Source organism: Fulvimarina endophytica, assembly GCF_003403015.1.
GTDB lineage: Bacteria > Pseudomonadota > Alphaproteobacteria > Rhizobiales > Rhizobiaceae > Fulvimarina > Fulvimarina endophytica.
Genome location: NZ_QURL01000003.1, coordinates 229,838 through 251,311, shown reverse-complemented (window position 1 = coordinate 251,311; position 21,474 = coordinate 229,838). Strand labels below are relative to the sequence as shown.

Here is a 21,474-nt window from a genome sequence, read left to right as displayed (position 1 = left end):
AGCATGACCGCAGGCACCAAACACCACCCTCAGCGGAGACCTTTCCCATGACCGCCATCATCGACATCATCGGCCGCGAGATCCTCGACAGCCGAGGCAATCCGACGGTCGAGGTGGACGTCGTCCTCGAGGACGGCTCCATGGGCCGCGCCGCCGTCCCGTCGGGCGCGTCCACCGGTGCCTACGAGGCCGTGGAACTGCGCGACGGCGACGAGCGCTATCTCGGCAAGGGCGTCCAGAAGGCGGTCTATGCGGTCAACAGCGAGATCGTCGAGGAGATCGTCGGCATGGAGGCCGAGGATCAGCTGATGATCGATGCGACCCTCTCCGATCTCGACGGCACCGAGAACAAGAGCCGGCTCGGCGCCAACGCCATTCTCGGCGTCTCGCTCGCCGTCGCCAAGGCCGCCGCGGAAGCCGCCGGCCTGCCGCTCTACCGCTATGTGGGCGGCCCGTCCGCCCATGTGCTGCCGGTGCCGATGATGAACATCATCAATGGCGGCGCCCATGCCGACAATCCGATCGACTTCCAGGAATTCATGATCATGCCCGTCGGCGCCGAGCGCTTCTCCGACGCGCTGCGCATGGGGGCCGAAACCTTCCACACGCTGAAGAAGATGCTGAAGGATGCCGGCCACAACACCAATGTGGGCGACGAAGGCGGTTTCGCGCCGAGCCTCGGCTCGCCGAAGGAAGCCCTCGACTTCATCATGCGCGCCGTCGAGAAGGCCGGCTACAAGCCGGGCGAGGACATGTTCGTCGCCCTCGACTGCGCCGCCACCGAATTCTGCAAGGACGGCACCTACGATCTTGCCGGCGAGGGCCGCAAGCTCTCCTCGGGCGAGATGGCCGGCTATCTGAAGGAGCTGTCCGAGGCCTATCCGATCATCTCGATCGAGGACGGCCTCGACGAGGACGACTGGCAGGGCTGGACCGAACTCACCCGCTCCATCGGCTCGAAGGTGCAGCTCGTCGGCGACGACCTGTTCGTCACCAATTCGCAGCGCCTCAAGAAGGGCATCGAGATGGGCGCCGGCAATTCGATCCTCGTCAAGGTGAACCAGATCGGCTCCCTGTCGGAGACCCTCGACGCCGTCTCCGTCGCTCACCGCGCCGGCTACACCGCCGTCATGTCGCACCGCTCGGGCGAGACCGAGGATTCCACCATCGCCGATCTCTCGGTCGCCACCAATTGCGGACAGATCAAGACCGGCTCGCTCGCCCGCTCGGACCGGGTCGCCAAGTACAACCAGCTCCTGCGCATCGAGGAAGAGCTCGGCAGCCAGGCCGATTACGCCGGCCACGGCATCCTGCGCCGGCGCGGCTGACACCGCCCGGCGGCCGCCGGAGCATCGTCGAGACATGAAAAAGCCGGCGCATCCCGAGGATGCGCCGGCTTTGCTATACGGTGTCCGCCGTGTGCGAAGCGGTCCTTAGTTGGTCGTGCCCGTGGACGAACCCGTCGTGCCGCCGGTCGAGCCGCCCATCGTGTCCGAGGAGCTGCCACCGGACATGCCCGTGGACGAGCCGGTCGACATGTCCGACGAAGATCCGCCCGACATGCCCGAGGACGACGAGCCCGACATGTCCGAAGACGAGGAACCGCTCGCCATGCCGCCCGGAGCCGGCTGGGCGCCCATCACGCGGCCGCTCGTGTCGATCATCATCAGCACCTGCTCGCCATCCGGCGTCTTCGCCTGGATCATGTAGGCGGCGTCCATGATCTGCGGATCGGTGTAGCCGGCATCCTCCAGCGCCTTGATCACCTTGTCCTGCGAGGCGACCATGTCCTGGCTCGACATTCCGCCGCCCATGGACGACGACGAGGAGGACGAGGAATCGCTCGACATGGAGGAGCCGGTGTCACCCGACATGGACGAACCCGTGTCGCCGGACATCGACGAGCCGGAACCGCCCGACATGGAGCCGGAGTCACCCGACATCGTGGACGAGGAGGACGGGGCCGAGGTCGCGGGATCGCTGGACGTCGTCTGGGCGAGGGCCGGCGAAAGGGCGAGGGCTGCTGCGGCGGTTGCGAGAGCAAGGCGTTTCATGAAGGAAGTCTCCCGATTGTTTCGTCTGCCTGACGGCGTGACGTTCGCAGCGTTAAGGCCTGCCCCTCTTCCATCGTTCCGTTTTTCCGGCGTCGAATTTTCTCCTGCGACCTCGATCTGGAGCAACGCCTTCTCCAAAAACCCCGCTTTTCGGGGCCTTATGGGACCGTGTCCGCCCCGCGCTGCTTTTCAGTGGCCGGCTACAGGACGAAGACGTTCGGTCCCCGTCCCCGTCCCCATCCTCGTCCCTATCCCGCCGCGCTCAGTTCCCTCGCTCGTCCAGTTCGTCGGCCACCTGGCCGTAGCTGATCAGCGCGAACAGCGCCGAGCCGCCCAGAACGTTGCCGATGAGTGCCGGCAGGTGGAAGCCGAACACCGCCTGATGCAGCGCGACCTCGCCGGAAAAGACCAGGGTGAAGGCCTCCACCGAGCCGGCCACCACGTGCGCGAGGTGGAAGAGCGCGATGAGCGAGGTGAGGAGCGCGATGACGACGAAGCCCGAGCCCTTGGCGGACGGCATCAGCCAGACTACCGTCGCCATGATCCAGCCGGCCGCGATGCCGCGCAGCAGGATGTCGAAGAAGTCTCCCGCCGTTCCCTCCCGGCTCACCTCGATCGCGGCCGCGACGATATCGGGGGTGTTCAGAACGTCGAAGGCGATCCCGAGGGCGAAGATCGCCGTCCCCACCACATTGGCCGCAAGAACGATCGACCAGAGCCGCGCGACCGCGAAGACGCCGCGCATGGTCGGGCGGGCGATGACGGGCAGCACTGCCGTCAGCGTGATCTCGGTGAAGAGCTGCTGGCGCGCGAGGATCACGATGAGAAAGCCCACCGAATAGCCGAGACTGTCCACCAGCGGGGTCCAGTGCGCATCGGGCAGATAGGCCCTCAGCGCCGCTTCCGTATAGACCGAGAAGCCGATCGAGAGCCCGGCCGCGAGCCCCGACCACCAGAGGCTGCGATTGGGCCGGGTCAGCTCGTCCTCGCCCTCCTGGCGCACGATCTCGTAGACCGCGAGCGGCCGCAGCTTCATGCGGTGGTCGACCTCCTCGAGCTCGCTCGAGGTCAGGGACGAGCCCTCCACCTCCAGCCGGTGCTCGGTCACACGGCTCGCATGGGAGCGGTCGTTGCCCGTACCCGTGTCCGTGCCAGTGCCGGCGCCCTCCGAAGCCCCGGTCCCTTCCTCGTCCCCGCCATAGGAGACCGCATCGTCACCCTGTTTGCTCTCGGTCATTCGTTCGCCATCTTCGCAATGAGGATCGTGGCAGCCTTCGGCTCGCCCACCCGTCCCTTGGGAAAATCCCCGTCTGCGGGGAATCTTCGTGAGGTTCGATCTAGTCGCTCACGCGTGAACTTCTATCAGGTGCGGCGCTTGGGCCTTGTCCTTCGCCTCGCCGGACAATCCAACCGGAAGCCGGGAATGCGCCTGCCGCTCCTCATAGCCCTTCTCGCAATGCTCGCGCCGAGCCTGTCGCCGGCCCGCGCCGATCCTTCGCTGGACAAGCGCTTCGAGACGTTCCTCGAAGAGGAGATCTGGCCGCAGGCCAAAGCGTCGAGCGTTCCGCGTGAGATTTTCGAGGCCGCCTTCGCCACTGCCGCGCTCGATCTCGATCTTCCCGATCTCATCCTTCCCGGCGCCTCCGAGCCGGTGGAGCGGATCAACTTCCAGGCCGAATTCAGGAACGGTTCGGACTATCTCTCCGAGCGCGCCGTCGGCGCGACGGTGGCTGGCGGCCGGACCCTTCTCGAGCGCCACGCCCGGCTCATCGCCGAAATCGAGGCGCGCTACGGCGTGCCGGGGCCGATCCTCGTTTCGATCTGGGGCCGCGAATCCTCCTTCGGCAAGGCCGCGATCCCCCACGACGTCTTCTCGGTCCTCGGCACCAAGGCCTTCCTGTCGCGCCGAAAGGAGATGTTCCGCAAGGAGTTGATCGCGGCCCTCAAGATTGCGGCGAACGGCGACCGGCAGGTTTCCGAGATGAAGTCCTCCTGGGCCGGCGCCCTCGGCCAGCCCCAGTTCATGCCCTCCAAGTTCCTCGACTACGCGGTCGATTTCGACGGCGACGGCAAACGCGACATCTGGTCCTCGGTGCCCGACACCCTCGCCTCGATCGCGAACTATCTGAAGAGCCATGGCTGGGTCGCGGGCCGCGACTGGGGGTTCGAGGCCCGGTTCCCGCAAACCGTCTCCTGCACGATGGAAGGCCCGGACAAGGGCCGACCGATCGCCGATTTCGTCGCCGATGGCGTTGCCCGCGTCTCCGGCCGCCCCTTCCCCGAACACGAGGTCGCGGCCGAGGGCCATCTCCTGATGCCGGCCGGGCGCACCGGCCCCGCTTTCGTCGCCACCCGGAACTTCTACGTCCTCAAGACCTACAACAATTCCGATCTCTACGCCCTCTTCGTCGGCCATGCGGCGGACCGGATGGCCGGCAGCGGGAAGCTCGCCACCGGCTGGACACCCACGGATGCCCTGACGCGCGGCGATGTCGCCGAGCTTCAGCGCAGGCTCGTCGCGAGGGGCCACGATGTCGGCGGCGTCGACGGGCTCGCCGGCTTCAAGACGCGGCGCGCCATCGGCGCGGTGGAGAAGGAACTCGGCCGGTCCGAAACCTGCTGGCCCTCCCGCGCCCTCCTGGCGGAGCTGGACTGAGGCTTGAACGGCCGGGTTTTACGGGTCATTCACCCATATTGTAATAGTTTCGCCACATCTTCCGTGAAAGGTCGACGGAAGACGGGCGCGCTGGGGAGCGCGCCGGCTCGAACCATCGGCTCGAAGCGCTCGAAGCGGCCGCTCGATCCGGTGCCGAAACAGGAGACTGGAGCTTGAATTTCGGGTCGCGGACGCGATCTCCAAGCGCCAGGAAACGGGGAAATCATGAGGACGAACGCTTGAAGCGCTTCGGTGTCATCGCGTCTCTCAGCATCGGCGTCGTCGGCGTCTCGGGCTATGCCGTCGCCGATCGCCTGAATTCGGTCTGGGACAGCCTGCCCCTGCAGAGCGCCGAGGACGGTTTCGATATCCCGACATCGGCGACCAGCATCACGGTTCCCTTCGCCGAAGCCGATGGCGACCCGGTCGTCGTGGCGACCGCCACCCCCTTTTCCGCCGGTCCCGGCTCGGCTGACGAGATGCGCCCCTCCGGTGCGGCCGAGGCGCTCGAGGCGATCGCCGCACGCAGCCCCGGCGTCGCCTTCTCCTCGCCCGCCTTCCGCCAGGAAAACCCGGCCGTCCTCGCCTTCACCGGCCCCGCCGATCTCCTGACCACGGCCGCGTCCTCTTCCGCCAAGCCCGTAGCCGCCCCCGCTTCGGGAGACGCAGGGACGCAGGACGCGCCGAAATCGCTCGCCACCAAGCTCTTCGACACCGAAGACGAGACCTGGCGCAGCTCGATCTATTCCGACAACCGTCTCATCGGCTCGATCGTCGCCGCCGACGGCTCCCCGTCCGATCCCGCAAGCCTCGTCGAGGCGGTCAAGGGCGCGCGCTACGTGCTCCTCGGCGAGATCCACGACAATCCGGATCATCACCGCCTCCAGGCCGGCATCGTGCGCCGGGTGGCAGAGGACGACGCCAAACCCGCCCTCGTCTTCGAGATGATCCCGGCAGGCTTTTCCGAACTCCTGCGCAATCTCGACGCCTCGACGCCGGGAAATCTCACCGAACTCGCCAGGACCCTGCGCTGGAACGAGCGCGGCTGGCCCGACTTCTCGATCTACGAGCCGATCTTCAAGGCGGCCGCCGACAACCAGCTCCCCATCCGGGCCGGCGATCTCGACCGCGACACGATCCGCAATCTGTCGGCCGGCGGTCTCGATGCGGTTCCGGCCGTCGAGCGCGCCCGCCTCGGCCTCGATCTTCCGGTCGATCCGGCGCTCAGCCAGGATCTGAAGGACGAGCTCGCCGCCTCCCATTGCGGTCTCCTGCCACAGGCTGCCCTCGCGCCCATGGAATTCGTCCAGCGCCTGCGCGACGGTTCGATGGCCGCATCCATGATCGAGGCGGCGAAGGAGAACGGCTCGGCCATCCTCATCGCCGGCTCCGGCCATGCCCGCACCGATCGCGGCGTGCCCGCGGTCATCGAGGGCCTGACCGGCACGGACGAATCCGTCGCCGTCCAGATGGTCGAGGTCTCCTCCTCGGAGGCGAACGCCCCTCTCGACTACGGTCTGTCGAACGACACGCCCGCCCCCTTCGACTTCACCATCTTCACGCCCCGCGCGAACACCACCGATCACTGCGCCGAACTGAAGGCCAAGATGACCGGCGCCGCCGACAAGCCGGCCCCGGCCGAAGGCCAAACCGCGAACTGACCGCAACCGGACGGCCGGCCGGCGGGCAGGCATCCCCGGCGATCGCCGCGCGACCCCTTCCTTTCATCCATTCCGCTCGCGCCGATCGCCCGGCTTTGCCGGCTTGCGCGATCCCAGAGCCGCGTCCGGCGATCCGTGCATCCCTGCGTCCGTGCGTCCGTGCGTCATCCCCGAACGCGTGCGGCCGCCGCATTCCTTCGAATGCGGCGGCCGGCCAATGGTCTTCGATGGCGCCGGTCGATCAGGCGGCGTTGAAGTCGTAGGGGTCCTGCGGCTGCGCCATCGCGTGTGAAGCCGCGGCCTCGATCCCGGCCCCGGCAAAGTCGAAAAGCTCCTGCGCAGAGGCTTCGAAGGCGGCGCCGAACGATCCCGAACCCGGGAAGGTGAAGGAGAACCCGTCGCTGCCACCGCTCGTGCCGGTGCCGTCCGTCGATGCGAAGAGGGCATCGAAGGCGTCCCCGCCATCCGTGAGGTCGACCTCGCGATCGTCGAAGACGAGGCGCTCGACGCCGCGCATCTCGACGCTCTGGGTCTCGCTCGCAAGTTCGAAGCCCCGGACGCTGCTCGTGCCCGTGTAATCGGTGCTGTTGCCCGAAAGGATCACGGTGTCCGTGCCGCTTCCGCCGTCGACGAAGTCGTTTCCGCCGCCAAGCTCGATGACGTCGTCCCCGGACCCGCCGAGGAGCCGGTCGTCGCCCGTTCCCCCGATCAGACGATCGTTGCCCGAACCGCCCTCGAGGACGTTGTCGCCCGAACCGCCGTTGAGGACGTCGTTGCCCGAGCCACCCGACAGGACGTCGTCGCCGTCTTCGCCGTTGAGGATGTCGTCGCCCGCGCCGCCGAGAAGCCGGTCGTCGCCGGCCCCGCCGACGAGGATATCCTTGCCGGACCCGCCATTGAGGGTGTCGCCGGCATCGCTCGCAAAGAGGATGTCGTTGGACGACGTGCCCCTCTCGCCGATCAGGTAGTCGATGCCGCCAAGGCGCAGCGTCTCGACACCGGTGAGGGTGTCCGTGCCGCTCTCGGCCGAAGCGAGCGTGATCTCTCCGCTCTCGGCCCGCGTGAGCCGCACGTCGCCGGCCGCTTCGTCGTAGACCGCGATATCCCTGCCGGACCCGCCGTCGATGATGTCGTCGCCGCCGTCGCCGCGCAGAAGATCGTCGCCCTCGCCGCCGAAGAGGCGGTCGTTGCCCGATCCGCCGAACAGCTGGTCGTTGCCCGCATCGCCGAAGATCCGGTCGTTTCCGCCGTCGCCGAAGAGGATGTCGTCGCCCTCCCCGCCGTAGAGCGTATCGAGCCCGCCACCGCCATAGACGATGTCGTTGCCGGCCCCGGCCCGCACCTCATCATTGCCGCGGCCCGCATTGATGCGGTCGTCGCCCTCGCCGCCGTCGATCATGTCGAAGCCGCTTCCGGTGACGATGACGTCGTCGCCCGCTCCGGCCATGATCGTGGCGCGGACATCGCCGGTCGAAACCCTGTCACCGCCCGAGGTCAGCGTGAGCTCCACGCTCTCGAAGCCCTCGATGCGGGTTCCGTCATTGGCGCGGATCGAGCCCGCGCCGTCGTTGAGGATCACGACGGGCGTGCCGTCCGAGCCGCGCGAGAAATCGACGATCGCCCGATCCTCGCCCGCACCGCCGACGATCCAGTCGAGCGGCCCGGCGGAGACCACGTCGTCGCCATCGCCCGCATCCACGTAGTCGGCGGTGGGCGAGGGGTCGAGAACGTCGATGACGTCATTGCCCGCGCCGCCGTAGATTTCGTCGGAGCCCGCGCCGCCGATGAGGATGTCGTCGCCCTCCCCGCCGAGGATCAGATCGTCTCCGGTCCCGCCGTCGATGCGATCATCGCCCGCCTCGCCGAAGAGCCTGTCGGAGCCGTCGCCGCCGAGGATCGCGTCCGCGCCCTCCCCGCCGAAGACGGTGTCGTCGCCAGAGCCGGCATCGACCGTATCGTCGCCGGCATCGGCGAAGATCGTGTCGTCACCCTCGCCGCCGCGCAGCACGTCGTCGCCGGCCAGTCCATGCAAGCGGTCGTCGCCGCCCAGACCGTCGATCTCGTCCGCCCCGTCGGTGCCGAGCAGGCGGTCGTCCTCCTCGGTGCCGAGGATCGGTCCTCCGGCCTCGACGAGCGAGACGGTGTCCTCCCGGAAGGCGAGGTTCTGGATGCGCTCGTCTTCGAGGGGCCCGGTATCGGCCTCCGAATAGATCTTTCCATTGCCGTCGACCACGCCGTCGCCATCGCGATCGATATCGCCGGAGAAGTTCTCGAAGAGATATTCGGCGAGCGCGTCCTGCTCGGTCCCGTCCTCGGCGAAGGTCGCTTCCCCGGAGACGAGGCCGTCGGCCGCCCCGTCACCGTCGAGATCGTTGAGATCCACGCGCTCCAGCCCCTCGCCGGTCGGGAAGGGATAGCCGTCGCCGCCATCGGCGAGGAAGCTCAAGGTCACGATGCGGAAGGTCTGGGACGGATCGCCCGCGATCTCGCCGTCGACCACGAGGTCGAACAGCGCCTCGCCGGCCTCGTTCACGATCGAGGCGTTGACGATCCGCTCGCCCGCCGGGCGGGACGGATCGAAGGAGAGTTCGATGCCCGAAAGCTGCGGGAACCGGCCGGAGACCCCCGGCAGCGCGCCGACGCCGTATTCGAGAATGTTGACGAGATCGGCGCGGGTGATCGTCAGGAGCGAGAGCGAATTGTTGAAGGCGAGCGCCGTCGCGATGTCGTTCTCGGAGATCCCACCTTCCGGCTTCACGACATTGCCTTCGCTGTCGACGATCTCGCCGTTCGGCAGGCGCACCGCCTCGGTGGCGCCCGCCGGAACCGTGACCTCGCCGATCGAGGCCCGGATGCCGCCGCCATTCTTGATGGAGACGAGGACCGGCCCCTCTTCGCCGAGTTCGGCGGCCGCCCGGTTGGCATAGGCAAGGTTCGCATCGGCCGTCAGATTGCCGAGATTGGTCGCCTGGGTGCGCACCCCGTCCGGATCGGTCGCGGTGGAGAGGCCGGAGCGGTTGCCGTTCAGATAGGTGTCGGAGATCCCGAAGACATTGCCTTCGGTGGCGACGATCTGCGCCTCGATCTCGTCGACGATCTGCCGGATTTCCGGATCGACGAGATCCTCGGCGCCGAGATCGGCGACCCCTTGCGCATCCGTCGCATAGGCGCCGGAGACGTCGGCATCGTAGCTGTCGGCGATGATGTGACCGTTCTCGTCGAACTCGACGACGAGGCGGCCGACATATTTGTACGACCCGTCCGTGTTGACGATCGCGACCGGGTTTCCGTCCGCGTCCTGCGTAAAGATCGGATACTGGCCCTGGTCGCTGTCGCCGTCGCGCGGGCGGTCGTTGTCGTCGAAGAGCCGCGTGTTCGAGCCGCCGGCAATCACGATGTCGACGCCGGAAAGGCGCGTGGCGAGCGCCTCCTCGATGCCGATCCGCTGCATGTGCGCGGACAGGATCACCTTGTTCATGTCGGGATTGGCTTCGAGGATCGCGTCGACCTCGGCCTGGATCACGAAGGCCAGCGCGTCGAGCTGATCCTCGGTCGGCGTGTCGTCGAATTCGAGCGGCAGGATCTCGAGCGAGCCCGTCGAGGAGATGCGGGCGAGCGTCGGCGTCGTCGCGCCGACCACGCCGATCTTCTCGCCGCCGACCTCGATGACGGTGGACGACGTGACGACGCCGCCCTGCGGCGCCTGGCCACCGTCGATCTCAAGCGCCGCCAGATCGGGCTGCGTCGCAAAGTTCAGATTGGCCGAGAGATAGGGGAAGGCGGTCCCGGCGAAGTCGGCGCCGAGGATGTCGCCCCCGGCCGAGCCGTCGATCAGGGCCGCGAGGGCCGCCGGTCCGAAGTCGAAGTCGTGATTGCCGAGCGCGCTCGCCTGGATGCCGAGTTCGTTCTGGATCTGGATCGAGGCGAGGCCGCGGGCACCATAGAGCGCCTGCGAGGCATTGGCGAAGACGCCCGGAATGAAGAGGTCGCCGGAGGACAAGGTGAGCGTGTTGTCCGCGATCCCGTCGGCGCCGAGATCCTGGGCCCGCAGCGCGTTCAGCACCGCCGAAAGGTTCGGCGCCGCCTCGATCGCGCCCGACAGCGCTTCCTGATCGGAGAAGTGGAGAAGTTCGAGCGTGTAGTTTCCGCCTGCCACGGGGGTGTCCTCGCTAAGGTTCATGCCGACGACGATCGGATCGTGGTCGGAGGAGCGATAGGGGTTGGTTCCGTCGAAGATCCCGGGGTCGCGGCCGAACTCGAGATTGTAGTCCAGCGCATCCGCCTCGTCGGCATTGATGTGCCATTCGATGGCGTCGACGATCTTGTCGAAGAGATCCATCGAGGCGAAGGCGTAGTCGAGCGTGCCGATCAGCCCGTCGAAGACGAAGGAATAGGCCGAGTTGAGGAGCGCCGCCGCGACGTCGACGAAGCCGGCCGTCCCGGTCAGGTAGTCGATCGGATCTTCCGAGGCATAGGCGTTGAAGTCGCCGACCAGCATGACGTTCGAGGTGTCCGATCCGGTCGGGTTCGTCTTCAGCCAGGCGTCGAGGGCCTCGGCCGCAAGAAGGCGCATCTGGTTGAAGTTGCCAGCCCCGTCGCCCGCATCGGCGTCGGCCCCCTCGCCGGACCCGCCCTTCGACTTGAAGTGGTTGGCGACAACCGTGAGAAGACCGCCGTCGGCGTCGAGCTCCTGGAACGTGACGGCGAGCGGCGAGCGGTTGGTGCTCGGGCCGTCGAAGACGCTGCCGCCGGCCGCGCCGCCATTGTTGTCGACGGTGGAGCGATCGAGGATCGACTGGTCGACCCCCTCGTCCGTGAGGATCGCCGGCGAGGTGCCGTCGGCGACCTTCACCTTGTCGGCGCGGTAGATCATGCCGACCGCGATGGCATCGCCGCCGACGAATTCCTGGCCCGGATCGACATAGGCATAGGTGTCGCCGTCACCGTGCGCGTTGAGCGCCTCGACCAGCGCCGCGATCGCGATGCCGCGATCGCCTTGCGCGCTCTGGTCGCCCGGCGAGCGGCCGCCGGCAAGGAAGTCGTTCTCCAGTTCGATCAGGCTGACGATATCGGCGTCGAGACCGGAGATCGCCTCGACGAGCTTGGAGAGCTGGCGATCGTATTCCGCCGTGGAGCTGGTGCCCGGCACGGCTCCCTGCGGGCTCGTATCGGCCCCGCGCGGCTCGAGGTTCTGGTTCGGTCCGACATCGTCGGCGCCCGTGTCCGGGAACTGGTCGAGCGTCGTGAAGAAGTTGAGGACGTTGAAGGCCGCGACCTTCAGATTGCCGCTCGGCGACAGCATCTCGGCCGGACGCTCGTTGGCGTTCTCGAAGCTGTTCGCGTCCTCCTCGGTCGCACGGATGCGCCAGGTCGCGCCCGAGACGGCATTGCCGGCGAACTTGTAGTCGAGAATGCCGGAAAGCCCCGTAACCGTGTCGCCCATGCGCGGCGCGGTGCCGGTCGAGTAGTTCTCGAAGCCCTGAAGGTTCGAGATCGGCTGGTTCTGGGTGTTCAGACCGTCGTCATAGGTGATCGTACGGCTGCCGACCGTCTCGATATAGGCCGCGTTTCCGGCGGCATCCGGCGCGTTGTACTGGGTGAACTGGAACGGGCGCTCGCCGGTAATCGTCGTGCCCGCCGGGCCGGCCTGCTCGAAGCCGTTCGTGTCGAACAGCTTGATCTCGTTGAACCGGTCGAGCTGGAACTGCTCGGTGATCGTCAGGGTCTCTTCCACCGTGACGCGCATGCCCTCATAGGCTTCCAGATCCGGCTGCACGTCGCCATTCTGGCTGAGGCTCGTGCCGGCGGCGGGAAGCTCGATGACCGCCGCGCTCGGCAGCGCATTGCCCGAGGAGACGATCTCGATCACGCCGCCGCGCGAGACGTCGAGCTGGGTCTCGCCGAAGAACTCGGCCACCGTCCCGGTGATGCGGACCTTGTCGCCGATCGCGACATCGGTGAGGAGATTGCCGGTTCCCTCGAAGATGAACAGGCCTTCGGAGGAGCGGGCGTCGCCATCGGCGTCGCTATCCTCTTCCTGCACGTAGAAGCCGCGCAGATTGCGGCCCTCGTCGCCGTCGCCGTTCTGGAAGTCGCCCACCACGATCGCCTCGATCGTCACGGTCTCGCCGCGCAGCGGGCTGCCGGAGGCATCGCCGAAGCCGTCGTCGCGCTGGGTGTCGGGGGTTCCCTGGATGGCGGAGATGAGGGTGATCGCCGGCTCGTTCGGCTCGCCCGGTTCCTCCGGCTCGCCTGGCCCCTCCGGGCCCTCCGGCGCAGTCCCGCCGAGGTCGTAGACGGTCAGGGTGTTCGAGCCCTCGTTGGCGACCACCAGCAGGTTGGAGCCCGATCCGCTGTCGGCGGCGGCAACGAACTTCAGGCCCTCTGGCGCCGCGTCCCCCTCGGCGAGATAGGCCCCCACATAGGTCGCGGCTTTCGGGTCGGAGATGTCGAAGGCGAAGGTCGCATTGGCCCGCTCCAGCCCGACAAAGGCGTAGACGCGGCCATCGACGATGCCGATCTCGATCGCCTCGGGCTCCACGCCCTTGTTGTCGGAACGGCCGTCGTCATAGATGCCGAGCTCGGCGGCGATGCGGTCCAGCATGTCGCCGGAATCGTAGACGAGATCGCCGTCCTCGTCCCGGATCGAGAAGGAGCGGGCGCCGAAGGAGAAGAGCGCCTCGAAGACGCCGTCGCCATCGACGTCGCCGTCGACCGTCGAGACGGTCAGGCGGCCGAGCGCACCGGCGGCCTGGAGGGCTGCGGCATTCGGGAAGGCATCGGCGTCGAGCGTCAGGCTCCCGGCGCGCGCGGCATCGACCTCCCGGTCGTCGCCCTCGTTGGCGAGAACGGTATAGGTCCGCCCGTCCACCGTATAGGTCGCCACCCCATCCGGCATGTAGATGCCGTTGACATTGGCCGGATCGAAGTCGATCGCATCGTCGCGATCGCTCGGATCGAGGGCATTGCCCGGCAGGGAATGGTTCTTGTAGCCGAGCCCCTGGATGTCGGAGATCGTGAAGCCGTCGAAATTCGTGATGTCCTCGATCACCGCGACGGCATTGTTCTCCTGCAGCGTGATCACCGCGCGATTGCCCGTCAGGGTTACGTATTCGGGCTCGATATCGGCCGCGACCGAGGGCGCTGCGTCGTTGACGCGCGCACCCATGGCGCGCAGCGCCTCGGCGGTGATGGAGGCATGGGTGAAATCGTGGGTCGCGACGGTCGAGGCCGAGGGATCGGAGGCGTCGATCGCAATGATCGAGACCGAGCCGTTCGGGTTCACGGCGGCGTCGGGCTCGTTGCTCGCGCCCGAGGATTCCCCTTCGTTCGCAACGACGACGAAGCGCCCGTCGGCGGAGATGGCGAGACTGTCGGGAAGAGCGCCGACCGTGACCGAGCCGCGATAATCGCCGGTCGCGGCGTCGAAGAAGAGGACGGAGCCCTCGGCGGTCTTGTCGGCGGCCGGCAGTGCGGCGACGACGAGGCCGCCCGCCACCGCGACGGAGGTGAAGGCGGAATTGTCGAAGGCCTCACCGGTCGCCGAATCGATCAGCGTGGTCGGGTCGATCACCGCGATCAGCGTCAGCCCGTCGACACCGTCATCGGGATCGTCGTTGAACGGATCGGACCCGTCGATGATCTGGAGCCCGATATCGGACGTCACGAAAAAGCGCTTCGTCGCACTGTCGAAGGCGACGATCTCGGCGCCCGAAAGTTCGATCGAGGCGGAGCGGCGGGGCGCGATCCCCGCGTCCCCGCCCTGATCGCCGCCGTCATTCGCGCCCTCGTCGTCGAATGCGATGGTCTGGCCCGCATTCACGGTCCCGCGCGTCTCGGCCGCCGGGCCGCTCCAGGCAAATTCCGCGCCTTCCGATCCGGTGCCCGTGCGCTGGAGCGAATAGCCGACCGGCGTGTCGCCACCCTCCGCGACGCCGATGTCCCGGCTCGTCATGCCGGCAGCCGGGCCGTCCGTCGCCGTCAGGCTTCCCTCATAGCTCAGGAACTCGACGACGCCCTGCGGTCCGACCAGCGCGATCGCATCCGGGCTGCCGTTCTGAATGCCCGGCGTCTCCACGGTAATGAAGCGCACATTGCCGGTGATCGCGCTCATCGCCTCGCTCAGCGCGTAGCTCGCATAGCTCGCCCCGTTGCTGCCGTTGTAGAGGACGATGCTGAACCCATCGAGATCCGCATCGGCCGGCCCGGCCACCTCCACGAACTCGCCGACATCGGCGCCGCTATTGTCGTAGTGGAATTCGTTGATGAAGAAATTCATGGGAGACCCCCGCCCGATAAGACCAAATCGAGGCGGTTCCTAGGGTCGTTCTGTAACGGTTGGATGAAGCTTTAAAGAAAGATTAATCCGGGGATTCCGTTACATGACTGTCATGGAATGGGACTACGGCAGACCTTCCTTGCCGGCGATCCGGCGAGGACAAGAGTTCCTGTCGAACGTCGAGTACTCCATGGCTTCCAACGGCATCATCTCCCGCGCGGGTCTCTCCGGGTCGCTTCCGGTCCTCGCGGTCTTCTCGTTGGCGATCAACGTCCTGCTTCTCGTGCAGCCCCTCTACATGCTGCAGATCTACGACCGGGTGCTGGCCTCGGCCTCCTTCGAGACGCTCGGCTACATCTCGCTCATCGCGGTCGCGGCCCTCGTCCTTCTCGGCCTGATGGACGCGGTGCGCGGGCTCCTGTCCGCGCGCATCGCCGCCCGGCTCGACGAGCGGCTGGGCCCGCAGGCGCTCCTTGCCGCCATGCACGGCCCGCGTGCCCGCGAGGGCGACGTGCAGCCGATGCGCGATCTGGAGGCGATCCGCAACTTCGTCTCCAACAAGCTGCTGCTCGCCCTGTTCGACCTGCCCTTCGCCCCCTTCTTCATCGCGATCCTCTACCTCATCCATCCGAACATCTTCTGGCTGACGCTCTATGGCGCGGGCGCCCTCGCCCTCGTCGCCCTCCTCAACCAGCTCGCCTCCGCAAGACCCGCCTCCCGCGCCGCCGCGACCTCCATCGAGGCGACGGGAACGGCCCAGTCCTTCGTGCGCGGCCAGGAGAGCCTGAAGGCCATGGGCATGATCGAGAACGCCATGGCCATGTGGGGCCGCTCCGAGAGCCGTGCGCTTCGCGAACAGGGACGGGCGGCGAGCATCAATGCCTGGTTCGCGGGCCTCTCCAAGACCCTGCGCATGTGCCTCCAGATCGCGATCCTCGGCTATGGCGGCTATCTGGTCCTCCAAGGGGAGATGACGGCGGGCATGATCTTCGCGGCCTCCCTGATCTCCGGCCGCGCCCTGCAGCCCATCGACCAGCTGATCGGCGGCTGGAAGGGTTACGTCGAGACCGCGAAGGCCCGCAAGCGGCTTCTCGAAGCCCTGTCGAAGGTGACGGACGAGCGCAGCAAGACGGAGCTTCCGGCAGCTTGCGGCCGCATCGACGTCACCGGGCTTACCGTCTTCGCGCCCACCGCCGAGCCCGGCGACGCCCCGCTCCTCAAGGCCGTGTCCTTTTCCGTCTCGCCCGGCGAATGCGTCGTCGTCCTCGGGCCCTCGGGCGCCGGCAAGTCGACCCTGATGCGCACCCTCGTCGGCGCGGTACCGCCCCATTCGGGCACTGTCCGCATCGACGGTTCGCAGATCGAGCACTGGCGCTCGTCGGCGCTCGGCGAGCGCATCGGCTATCTCGGCCAAGACGTCGAACTCTTTCCCGGAACGGTCGCCGAGAACATCGCCCGCTTCGCCCCCGAGGCAGACGACGCCGATATCGTCTCGGCCGCCCAGATGGCCGGCGTCCACGAGCTCGTCCGCCGCCTGCCGAAGGGATACGACACCCGGATCGGCCCCGGCGGCCTTGCCCTGTCCGGCGGTCAGCGCCAGCGGATCGGCCTTGCCCGCGCCTTCTTCCGCCTGCCCGCGATCCTCGTCCTCGACGAGCCGAATGCGAGCCTCGACACCGAAGGCGAGGCCGCGCTCGATCAGGCGATCCTCGCCGCGAAGGCCAACGGGGTCTCCGTCGTTCTCGTCACCCAGCGGCGCACGATCGTCGAGCGCGCCGACAAGGTGCTGCTCCTCGGCAATGGAGAGGTCGAGGATTTCGGCCCCCGCGAGGAGGTCGTCGCCCGGCGCACCGAAAAGCTGAGGGCGACCCGGCGCAAGCCCGATATCGCCGGCCGGCCGGCCCAGACCGTCCCTGATCGCGAGGCCGTCAACAACGAGGCCCGCCCCCTGCCCGGCGCGGTCCCCGCATGAGCCGTCCGCGCCGTCCGAGCCCGGCGCCCCATCCCTTGAGCCCCTTCAGCCTCCCGGCTGAGACCGCCGCACCACAAGACGAGTTCGCTCCGCGATGACCCAGCCGAACGAGACCTTCCGCCTGCCGAACGTGAAAAGCGGGATCGCCGGGATCACCGTCGCGGGCCTCGCCTCCTGCGGGCTCTTCCTCGCCGCCTTCGGCGCCTGGGCGGGAATCGCCCCGATCTCCGGCGCCGTGGTCGCGTCCGGCGTCGTCGCCGCGGCCGGCCAGAACCAGAACGTCCAGCACCTGGAAGGCGGGATCGTCGCCGAGATCCTGGTCGCGGAGGGCCAGCGGGTCGAGAAGGGCGAGCCGCTCCTGACCCTCGACGCGACGCCCGCGACGGCCCGCCGCAACCGGCTCCAGACCCAGCTCATCGGCCTCGATGCGAAGGCTGCACGGCTTGCCGCAGAGCGCGACGGGGCGGACCGTCTCGATTTTGCCGCCGATCTCGTCCGGCGTGCCGGCGAAGAGGGCCTCGGCGACCTCCTCGACGAGCAGCGCAAGGAGTTCGAGGCCCGCCTCGAGCGCCACCGTCAGGAGCGCTTCATCCTCGATCAGCGGCTCTCGGCGCTCGCCGAGCAGATGGCCGGGCTCGGCGCCCAGAAGACGGCGATCCGGTCCCAGATCGAGATCGTCCGCGACGAGGCGGGCCGCAAGGAACGGCTTTTGTCGCGCGGTCTCACCAACCGGTCGGAATATTCGGCGCTGGTGCGCAGCGAGGCCGATCTCGTCGGGCAGCTCGGCCAGATCAAGGCGAGCCTCCTTGCCTCGCGCATGCAGTCGGCCGAGGCGCGCGAACAGATCGCCAAGCTCGACACCAAGCGCGTGGAGACGGCGCTCACCGAGCTCAACACGACGCGTGTCGAGCGCGCGGACCGGGCCGAACAGCTGGACGAGGCCTTCGACGTCCTGTCGCGAACCGTCATCCGCGCGCCCTCGGACGGGATCGTCGTGCGCATGGCCGTCAATGCGGTGGGCGGCGTGGTCGAGCCGGCAAAGCCCGTGGTCGAACTCCTGCCGACAGCCGAGGAGCTGATCGTCGACGCGAAGGTCCCGCCCCGGGATATCGACGCCCTCTTCCTCGGCCAGGAGGCGCGCCTGCATTTCAGCGCGCTCAACGCCCGCCGCACGCCGACGGTGGACGCGCATCTCACCTATCTGTCGGCCGACCGGCTGAGCGACCCCCAGAGCGACCAGCCCTACTACACCGCCCGCCTCGCCCTCGATGGCGACCTGCCGGAAGGCTTCGACGCCGCCGACATCTATCCCGGAATGCCGGTCGAGGTGTTCATCTCCACCGAGGAACGCAGCTTCGTCGACTATCTCGTCAAACCCATCGAAGACAGCCTCGCCCGCGCCTTCCGCGAGGAGTGAGGGGAGAGTTCCTGCGCCTGATGCTATCGGCGCAGCCGTTCAGTTTTGCTCACTTCCTGCATCGTCGACATAGCGGCGCGCGGTGGCGCGAATGCGATCGGTGAAGTCGTAGATGTGGTCGAGGCTGTCGATCCGAACACGCTCTTCCTTCTCGCCATCGAACAGGCCCAGATATTTCACCGAACGGTTGAACCAAAGGCGAGCGAGTGGTTTCCGATTGTTGTTGTCGATCAGAATGCCACAATAGGTTTTCTGGTCCCGCATGACGACGCGATTCGTCGCGATGACCTCGCGCGCGATTGCCCGAACGATCATGAATCCTTCCTTCTCCTCGTCAGTTGTGACGATCTCGTCCTCGCTGACGGGTTCCGCTTCGGTCATCGGCTCGACATCCACTGCGTTCGTGCTGGCGAGAGCGGTGCTGATACGCGCTTGGACTAAATCCCGGATCAACTCGCGGAAGGCGCCTTTGACCATCGGCGCGTACTGCTCCTTAACCGATGCGGTAAACCTACCATCGTAAATGTCGGCCATGATCAGGCGGACGAAATCATCGGTCGGCTCTTCCATGAGCTCGGTGATCTTTCGCTTGAGAAGCGAAGTGTATTTCAAGCGGTTTGCCGACTGAAGGACGCCATCGACATCGAAATCGTCTTTTCCGAATTTCTTGATTTCGGGCAGGAGGCTCGAATTGATTTCAGCGAGATCAAACGTGAGGAAAGGGCGATCGTCCAAGCGGTTCGGTGCTTCAAGATCGGTGTGAAACTGGAAGGTTCGACCATTCGTAAGGATCGCGAATTTTGCGTCGGTGACCGAGAAGTAGCGGTAGAGTTGCGCGAGGTGATGCTTGTCGAGGGTAGTCGTGATCGGCTTGCATTCGATCAGAATGCGGATGCTTCCGCCCATTTTGATCGCGTAGTCGACCTTCTCGCCTTTCTTACCAACGGCATCGGCCGTAAATTCCGGGACGACTTCGCCAGGATCGAACACGTCGTAACCGAGGGCGGAGAGAAACGGCAGAACGATCGATGTCTTCACCGCTTCCTCTGTCACCATCGCGCTTGAGTGGTTGCGTATGCGATCCGACAGACCTTGCAGTTTGATTTCCAGCGACAAATAAGCCTCCCTTAAAATAAATCGTGAAGATTTTCTTTAAGATAGCTAAATGCGCGCGCAAGCGTCCAGTCCCCCGAAATGGACCGAGCTGCGATCGGCTGTCCTGATTGCTATGCGGTTACTCGTCACCGCACATCATCGCTTGATTTTGAGAAGCTCGACTTCGACGCTTTTGATATAATTCGCTTTTTGAAGTCTGCTTCGACCGACACGCATCGAAGCGCCACGCCAAAACCCGCGAAATTTGGGTGGGCGGAAGAAATGGTGCCGCTTGCGTGACTCGAACACGCGACCTACGCATTACGAATGCGTTGCTCTACCAACTGAGCTAAAGCGGCCCGGCCGGCACTGCCGGCAGACGGGTTCTGATAGCGTCAAACGCGGTCCGGTTCAAGGTGCCGATCCGGCTTTTTGCGCCCGGCCCGGCAAGGCCCGCGACAGGATAGTCACCTCCCCCTTCGCTCCGCACCCCTCAGCCCGGAGCCCGGAGCGAACGTCCAATAGTGCGGGCATCGACCGTGATCGCATGCCGGATCAGGAGATGCAGCCGCCGCTCGAACGCATCCATCCGACGTGCCAGCATACGATCAGGTCCGCTTCGTGAACGAAACGTCATGCAACGCGCAGCGCGCCGTCGCGGTTATCATCACGTCCGGCGCGGCGGGGTGCGCAGTTGCGGGACCCGCCTCGTCTCGCACATGCGCGCCGCCCCGCGCCGGATGTGATAGTCGCCCGCGATCGGGACAGTCGCCCCAGCGACTTTTTGCGGCGGCGCCATATCCTGTTCCTTCGAGACGCGTGTCGACGGGCAGGCGGGCGTCGGCGATCGCCGGCATTCGACGTGACATTCAGGACGTGACCACCAAGGAGAAGGCGTTCCCATGCAACTTCAGGACAATGTCGCCATCGTCACCGGGGCTTCCTCGGGCATCGGCAAGGCCATCGCGCTGCGCTTCGTGAAGGAAGGCGGCAAGGTCGCCATCGCGGACATCAACATGGAGGGTGCGAAGGCCGCCGTCGCCGAGATCGAGGCGATGGGCGGCGAGGCCATGGCCGTCGAGATGGACGTGACCGACGAGGACGCGGTCATGAGCGGCACCGATGCGGTGGCCGAGCGCTTCGGCCGGATCGACACCATGGTCTCCAATGCCGGCATCCAGATCGTCCATCCCGTCGAGGACTTTCCCTATGGCGAGTTCAGGAAGATGGTCGATATCCACCTCGGCGGCGCCTTCCTGCTCACCAAGGCCTGCGTCAAGCACATGTATCCGGCCAAATCCGGCTCGCTCATCTATATGGGCTCGGTCCACAGCCACAGGGCCTCGGCGCTGAAGTCCGCCTATGTCGCCGCCAAGCACGGCATTCTCGGCCTGTCGCGCGTCATGGCCAAGGAAGGCGCCAAGCACGGGGTGCGCTCCAACGTCATCTGCCCGGGCTTCGTGAAGACCCCGCTCGTCGAGAAGCAGATCCCCGAACAGGCCAAGGATCTCGGCATTTCCGAGGACGAGGTCGTCTCGCGGATCATGCTCGGCGAAACGGTGGATACCGAGTTCACCACCATCGAGGACGTGGCCGATGTCGCCGTCTTCCTCGCCGGCTTCAAGACCAATGCCCTCACCGGCCAGTCGGTCACCGTCAGCCATGGCTGGCACATGGCCTGATCCGCCTTCCGCCGCGCGCTTCGGGTTCAGGCCCGGCGCGCGGCTTTCGGATCTCTCCCGGGCCGAAGGCGTTCTTTCGACTTAGCCGGCTTCCTTCGCGCGGTGGTCCAAATAGAGCCGCACGGCGTCCTGCACGTGGCGGAACCGGTCGCCGCCCAGATTCTTGCCGCCATACCACCGCGTGACGACGACGAGATGGTCGAACATCTCCGCCCGCTCCAGCATGCGCACGATCACCATGCCGGCGCCCGCCTCCCCGTCGTCGTTCTTGGCCGGGCCGTCCTTCGTCACATAGGCCCAGGAATGATGGGTCGCCTTGGCGAACCTCTTGCGGCTCCGCAACGCCTCGATCAGGGCCCGCGCCTCGGCCTCGCTCGAACAGGGCGCGCCAGAGACCGCGTATTTCGAGCCGCGATCGGAGATGATCTTGTCGAGGACGAGCATGGCGGGTCCCTTGCGAAGAGGGGGATGGCGAAGATCGGCGAGGCGAAGATCCGTGCCCCTAACGGGCAAGGCGAGGCAGCGAGGCGAGCGCGACACCGGCGGGCCGCATGGGAGGCTGCGCCACGGTCGCGCGGATGCTATTCGCGCCGTCCCCGCCCCGCAACCGTCGCTTCCCCCATTCCGCCGCGGTCCTCGCGTCCCGTCCCGAAGCCCCG

11 protein-coding genes and 1 tRNA gene are annotated in these 21,474 nt (G+C 66.7%); 6 read left to right on the top strand and 6 right to left on the bottom strand.

Features of this window, described 5'->3' with window-relative positions:
- The first annotated feature begins 47 nt into the window (after positions 1-47).
- Positions 48-1,328, top strand: a complete 1,281-nt coding sequence (gene eno, locus DYI37_RS07640; RefSeq protein ID WP_116682625.1) for a phosphopyruvate hydratase — start codon at positions 48-50, stop codon at positions 1,326-1,328.
- 105 nt (positions 1,329-1,433) lie between these two features.
- Here eno and DYI37_RS07635 read toward each other — a convergent pair whose 3' ends face one another.
- Together DYI37_RS07635 and DYI37_RS07630 are read right to left on the bottom strand one after the other, a co-directional pair.
- Complete coding sequence (locus DYI37_RS07635; protein WP_116682624.1) at positions 1,434-2,054, bottom strand: hypothetical protein; 621 nt, start codon at positions 2,052-2,054, stop codon at positions 1,434-1,436.
- Positions 2,055-2,316: 262 nt separating this feature from the next.
- Entirely contained in the window at positions 2,317-3,291 is a 975-nt protein-coding gene (locus DYI37_RS07630; protein ID WP_116682623.1) for a formate/nitrite transporter family protein, read from the bottom strand.
- Positions 3,292-3,477: 186 nt separating this feature from the next.
- Here DYI37_RS07630 and DYI37_RS07625 point away from each other — a divergent pair, with 186 nt between their 5' ends.
- Together DYI37_RS07625 and DYI37_RS07620 are read left to right on the top strand one after the other, a co-directional pair.
- Entirely contained in the window at positions 3,478-4,710 is a 1,233-nt protein-coding gene (locus DYI37_RS07625; protein WP_116682961.1) for a lytic murein transglycosylase, read from the top strand.
- Positions 4,711-4,949: 239 nt separating this feature from the next.
- Positions 4,950-6,371, top strand: coding sequence for a ChaN family lipoprotein (locus DYI37_RS07620; protein WP_116682622.1), 1,422 nt, complete (start codon positions 4,950-4,952; stop codon positions 6,369-6,371).
- A gap of 241 nt (positions 6,372-6,612) precedes the next feature.
- On the opposite strand, the gene DYI37_RS07615 is transcribed toward DYI37_RS07620, so the two are convergent.
- Positions 6,613-14,649, bottom strand: a complete 8,037-nt coding sequence (locus DYI37_RS07615; RefSeq protein WP_116682621.1) for an ExeM/NucH family extracellular endonuclease — start codon at positions 14,647-14,649, stop codon at positions 6,613-6,615.
- Between the two features lie 190 nt (positions 14,650-14,839).
- On the opposite strand from DYI37_RS07615, the gene DYI37_RS07610 reads away from it, so the two are divergent.
- Together DYI37_RS07610 and DYI37_RS07605 are read left to right on the top strand one after the other, a co-directional pair.
- Positions 14,840-16,621: a type I secretion system permease/ATPase gene (locus DYI37_RS07610; RefSeq protein WP_158555112.1), complete on the top strand. Its 1,782-nt coding sequence runs from the start codon at positions 14,840-14,842 to the stop codon at positions 16,619-16,621.
- Positions 16,622-16,715: 94 nt separating this feature from the next.
- Complete coding sequence (locus DYI37_RS07605; RefSeq protein WP_116682619.1) at positions 16,716-18,038, top strand: HlyD family type I secretion periplasmic adaptor subunit; 1,323 nt, start codon at positions 16,716-16,718, stop codon at positions 18,036-18,038.
- A 39-nt stretch (positions 18,039-18,077) separates the two neighbouring features.
- Here the strand turns inward: DYI37_RS07605 and DYI37_RS07600 are convergent, their stop codons facing one another.
- Together DYI37_RS07600 and DYI37_RS07595 are read right to left on the bottom strand one after the other, a co-directional pair.
- Positions 18,078-19,154, bottom strand: a complete 1,077-nt coding sequence (locus DYI37_RS07600; RefSeq protein WP_425365029.1) for a type I restriction endonuclease — start codon at positions 19,152-19,154, stop codon at positions 18,078-18,080.
- Between the two features lie 262 nt (positions 19,155-19,416).
- Positions 19,417-19,492, bottom strand: a tRNA-Thr gene (locus tag DYI37_RS07595).
- 543 nt (positions 19,493-20,035) lie between these two features.
- Here DYI37_RS07595 and DYI37_RS07590 point away from each other — a divergent pair.
- Positions 20,036-20,815, top strand: coding sequence for a 3-hydroxybutyrate dehydrogenase (locus DYI37_RS07590; protein WP_116682617.1), 780 nt, complete (start codon positions 20,036-20,038; stop codon positions 20,813-20,815).
- Positions 20,816-20,896: 81 nt separating this feature from the next.
- Here the strand turns inward: DYI37_RS07590 and DYI37_RS07585 are convergent, their stop codons facing one another.
- Positions 20,897-21,259 carry a YigZ family protein gene (locus DYI37_RS07585; protein ID WP_116682616.1) on the bottom strand — a complete coding sequence of 121 codons (363 nt, stop codon included), beginning with the start codon at positions 21,257-21,259 and terminating at the stop codon, positions 20,897-20,899.
- Between the last annotated feature and the right edge of the window lie 215 nt (positions 21,260-21,474).

Bases quoted from the DNA above. Each gene is read 5' to 3' on its own strand.
- DYI37_RS07590 (WP_116682617.1), top strand. From the start codon at position 20,036: ATGCAACTTCAGGACAATGTCGCCATCGTCACCGGGGCTTCCTCGGGC.
- DYI37_RS07615 (WP_116682621.1), bottom strand. From the start codon at position 14,649: ATGAATTTCTTCATCAACGAATTCCACTACGACAATAGCGGCGCCGAT.
- DYI37_RS07585 (WP_116682616.1), bottom strand. From the start codon at position 21,259: ATGCTCGTCCTCGACAAGATCATCTCCGATCGCGGCTCGAAATACGCG.
- DYI37_RS07610 (WP_158555112.1), top strand. From the start codon at position 14,840: ATGGCTTCCAACGGCATCATCTCCCGCGCGGGTCTCTCCGGGTCGCTT.
- DYI37_RS07625 (WP_116682961.1), top strand. From the start codon at position 3,478: ATGCGCCTGCCGCTCCTCATAGCCCTTCTCGCAATGCTCGCGCCGAGC.
- DYI37_RS07605 (WP_116682619.1), top strand. From the start codon at position 16,716: ATGACCCAGCCGAACGAGACCTTCCGCCTGCCGAACGTGAAAAGCGGG.
- DYI37_RS07630 (WP_116682623.1), bottom strand. From the start codon at position 3,291: ATGACCGAGAGCAAACAGGGTGACGATGCGGTCTCCTATGGCGGGGAC.
- DYI37_RS07635 (WP_116682624.1), bottom strand. From the start codon at position 2,054: ATGAAACGCCTTGCTCTCGCAACCGCCGCAGCAGCCCTCGCCCTTTCG.
- eno (WP_116682625.1), top strand. From the start codon at position 48: ATGACCGCCATCATCGACATCATCGGCCGCGAGATCCTCGACAGCCGA.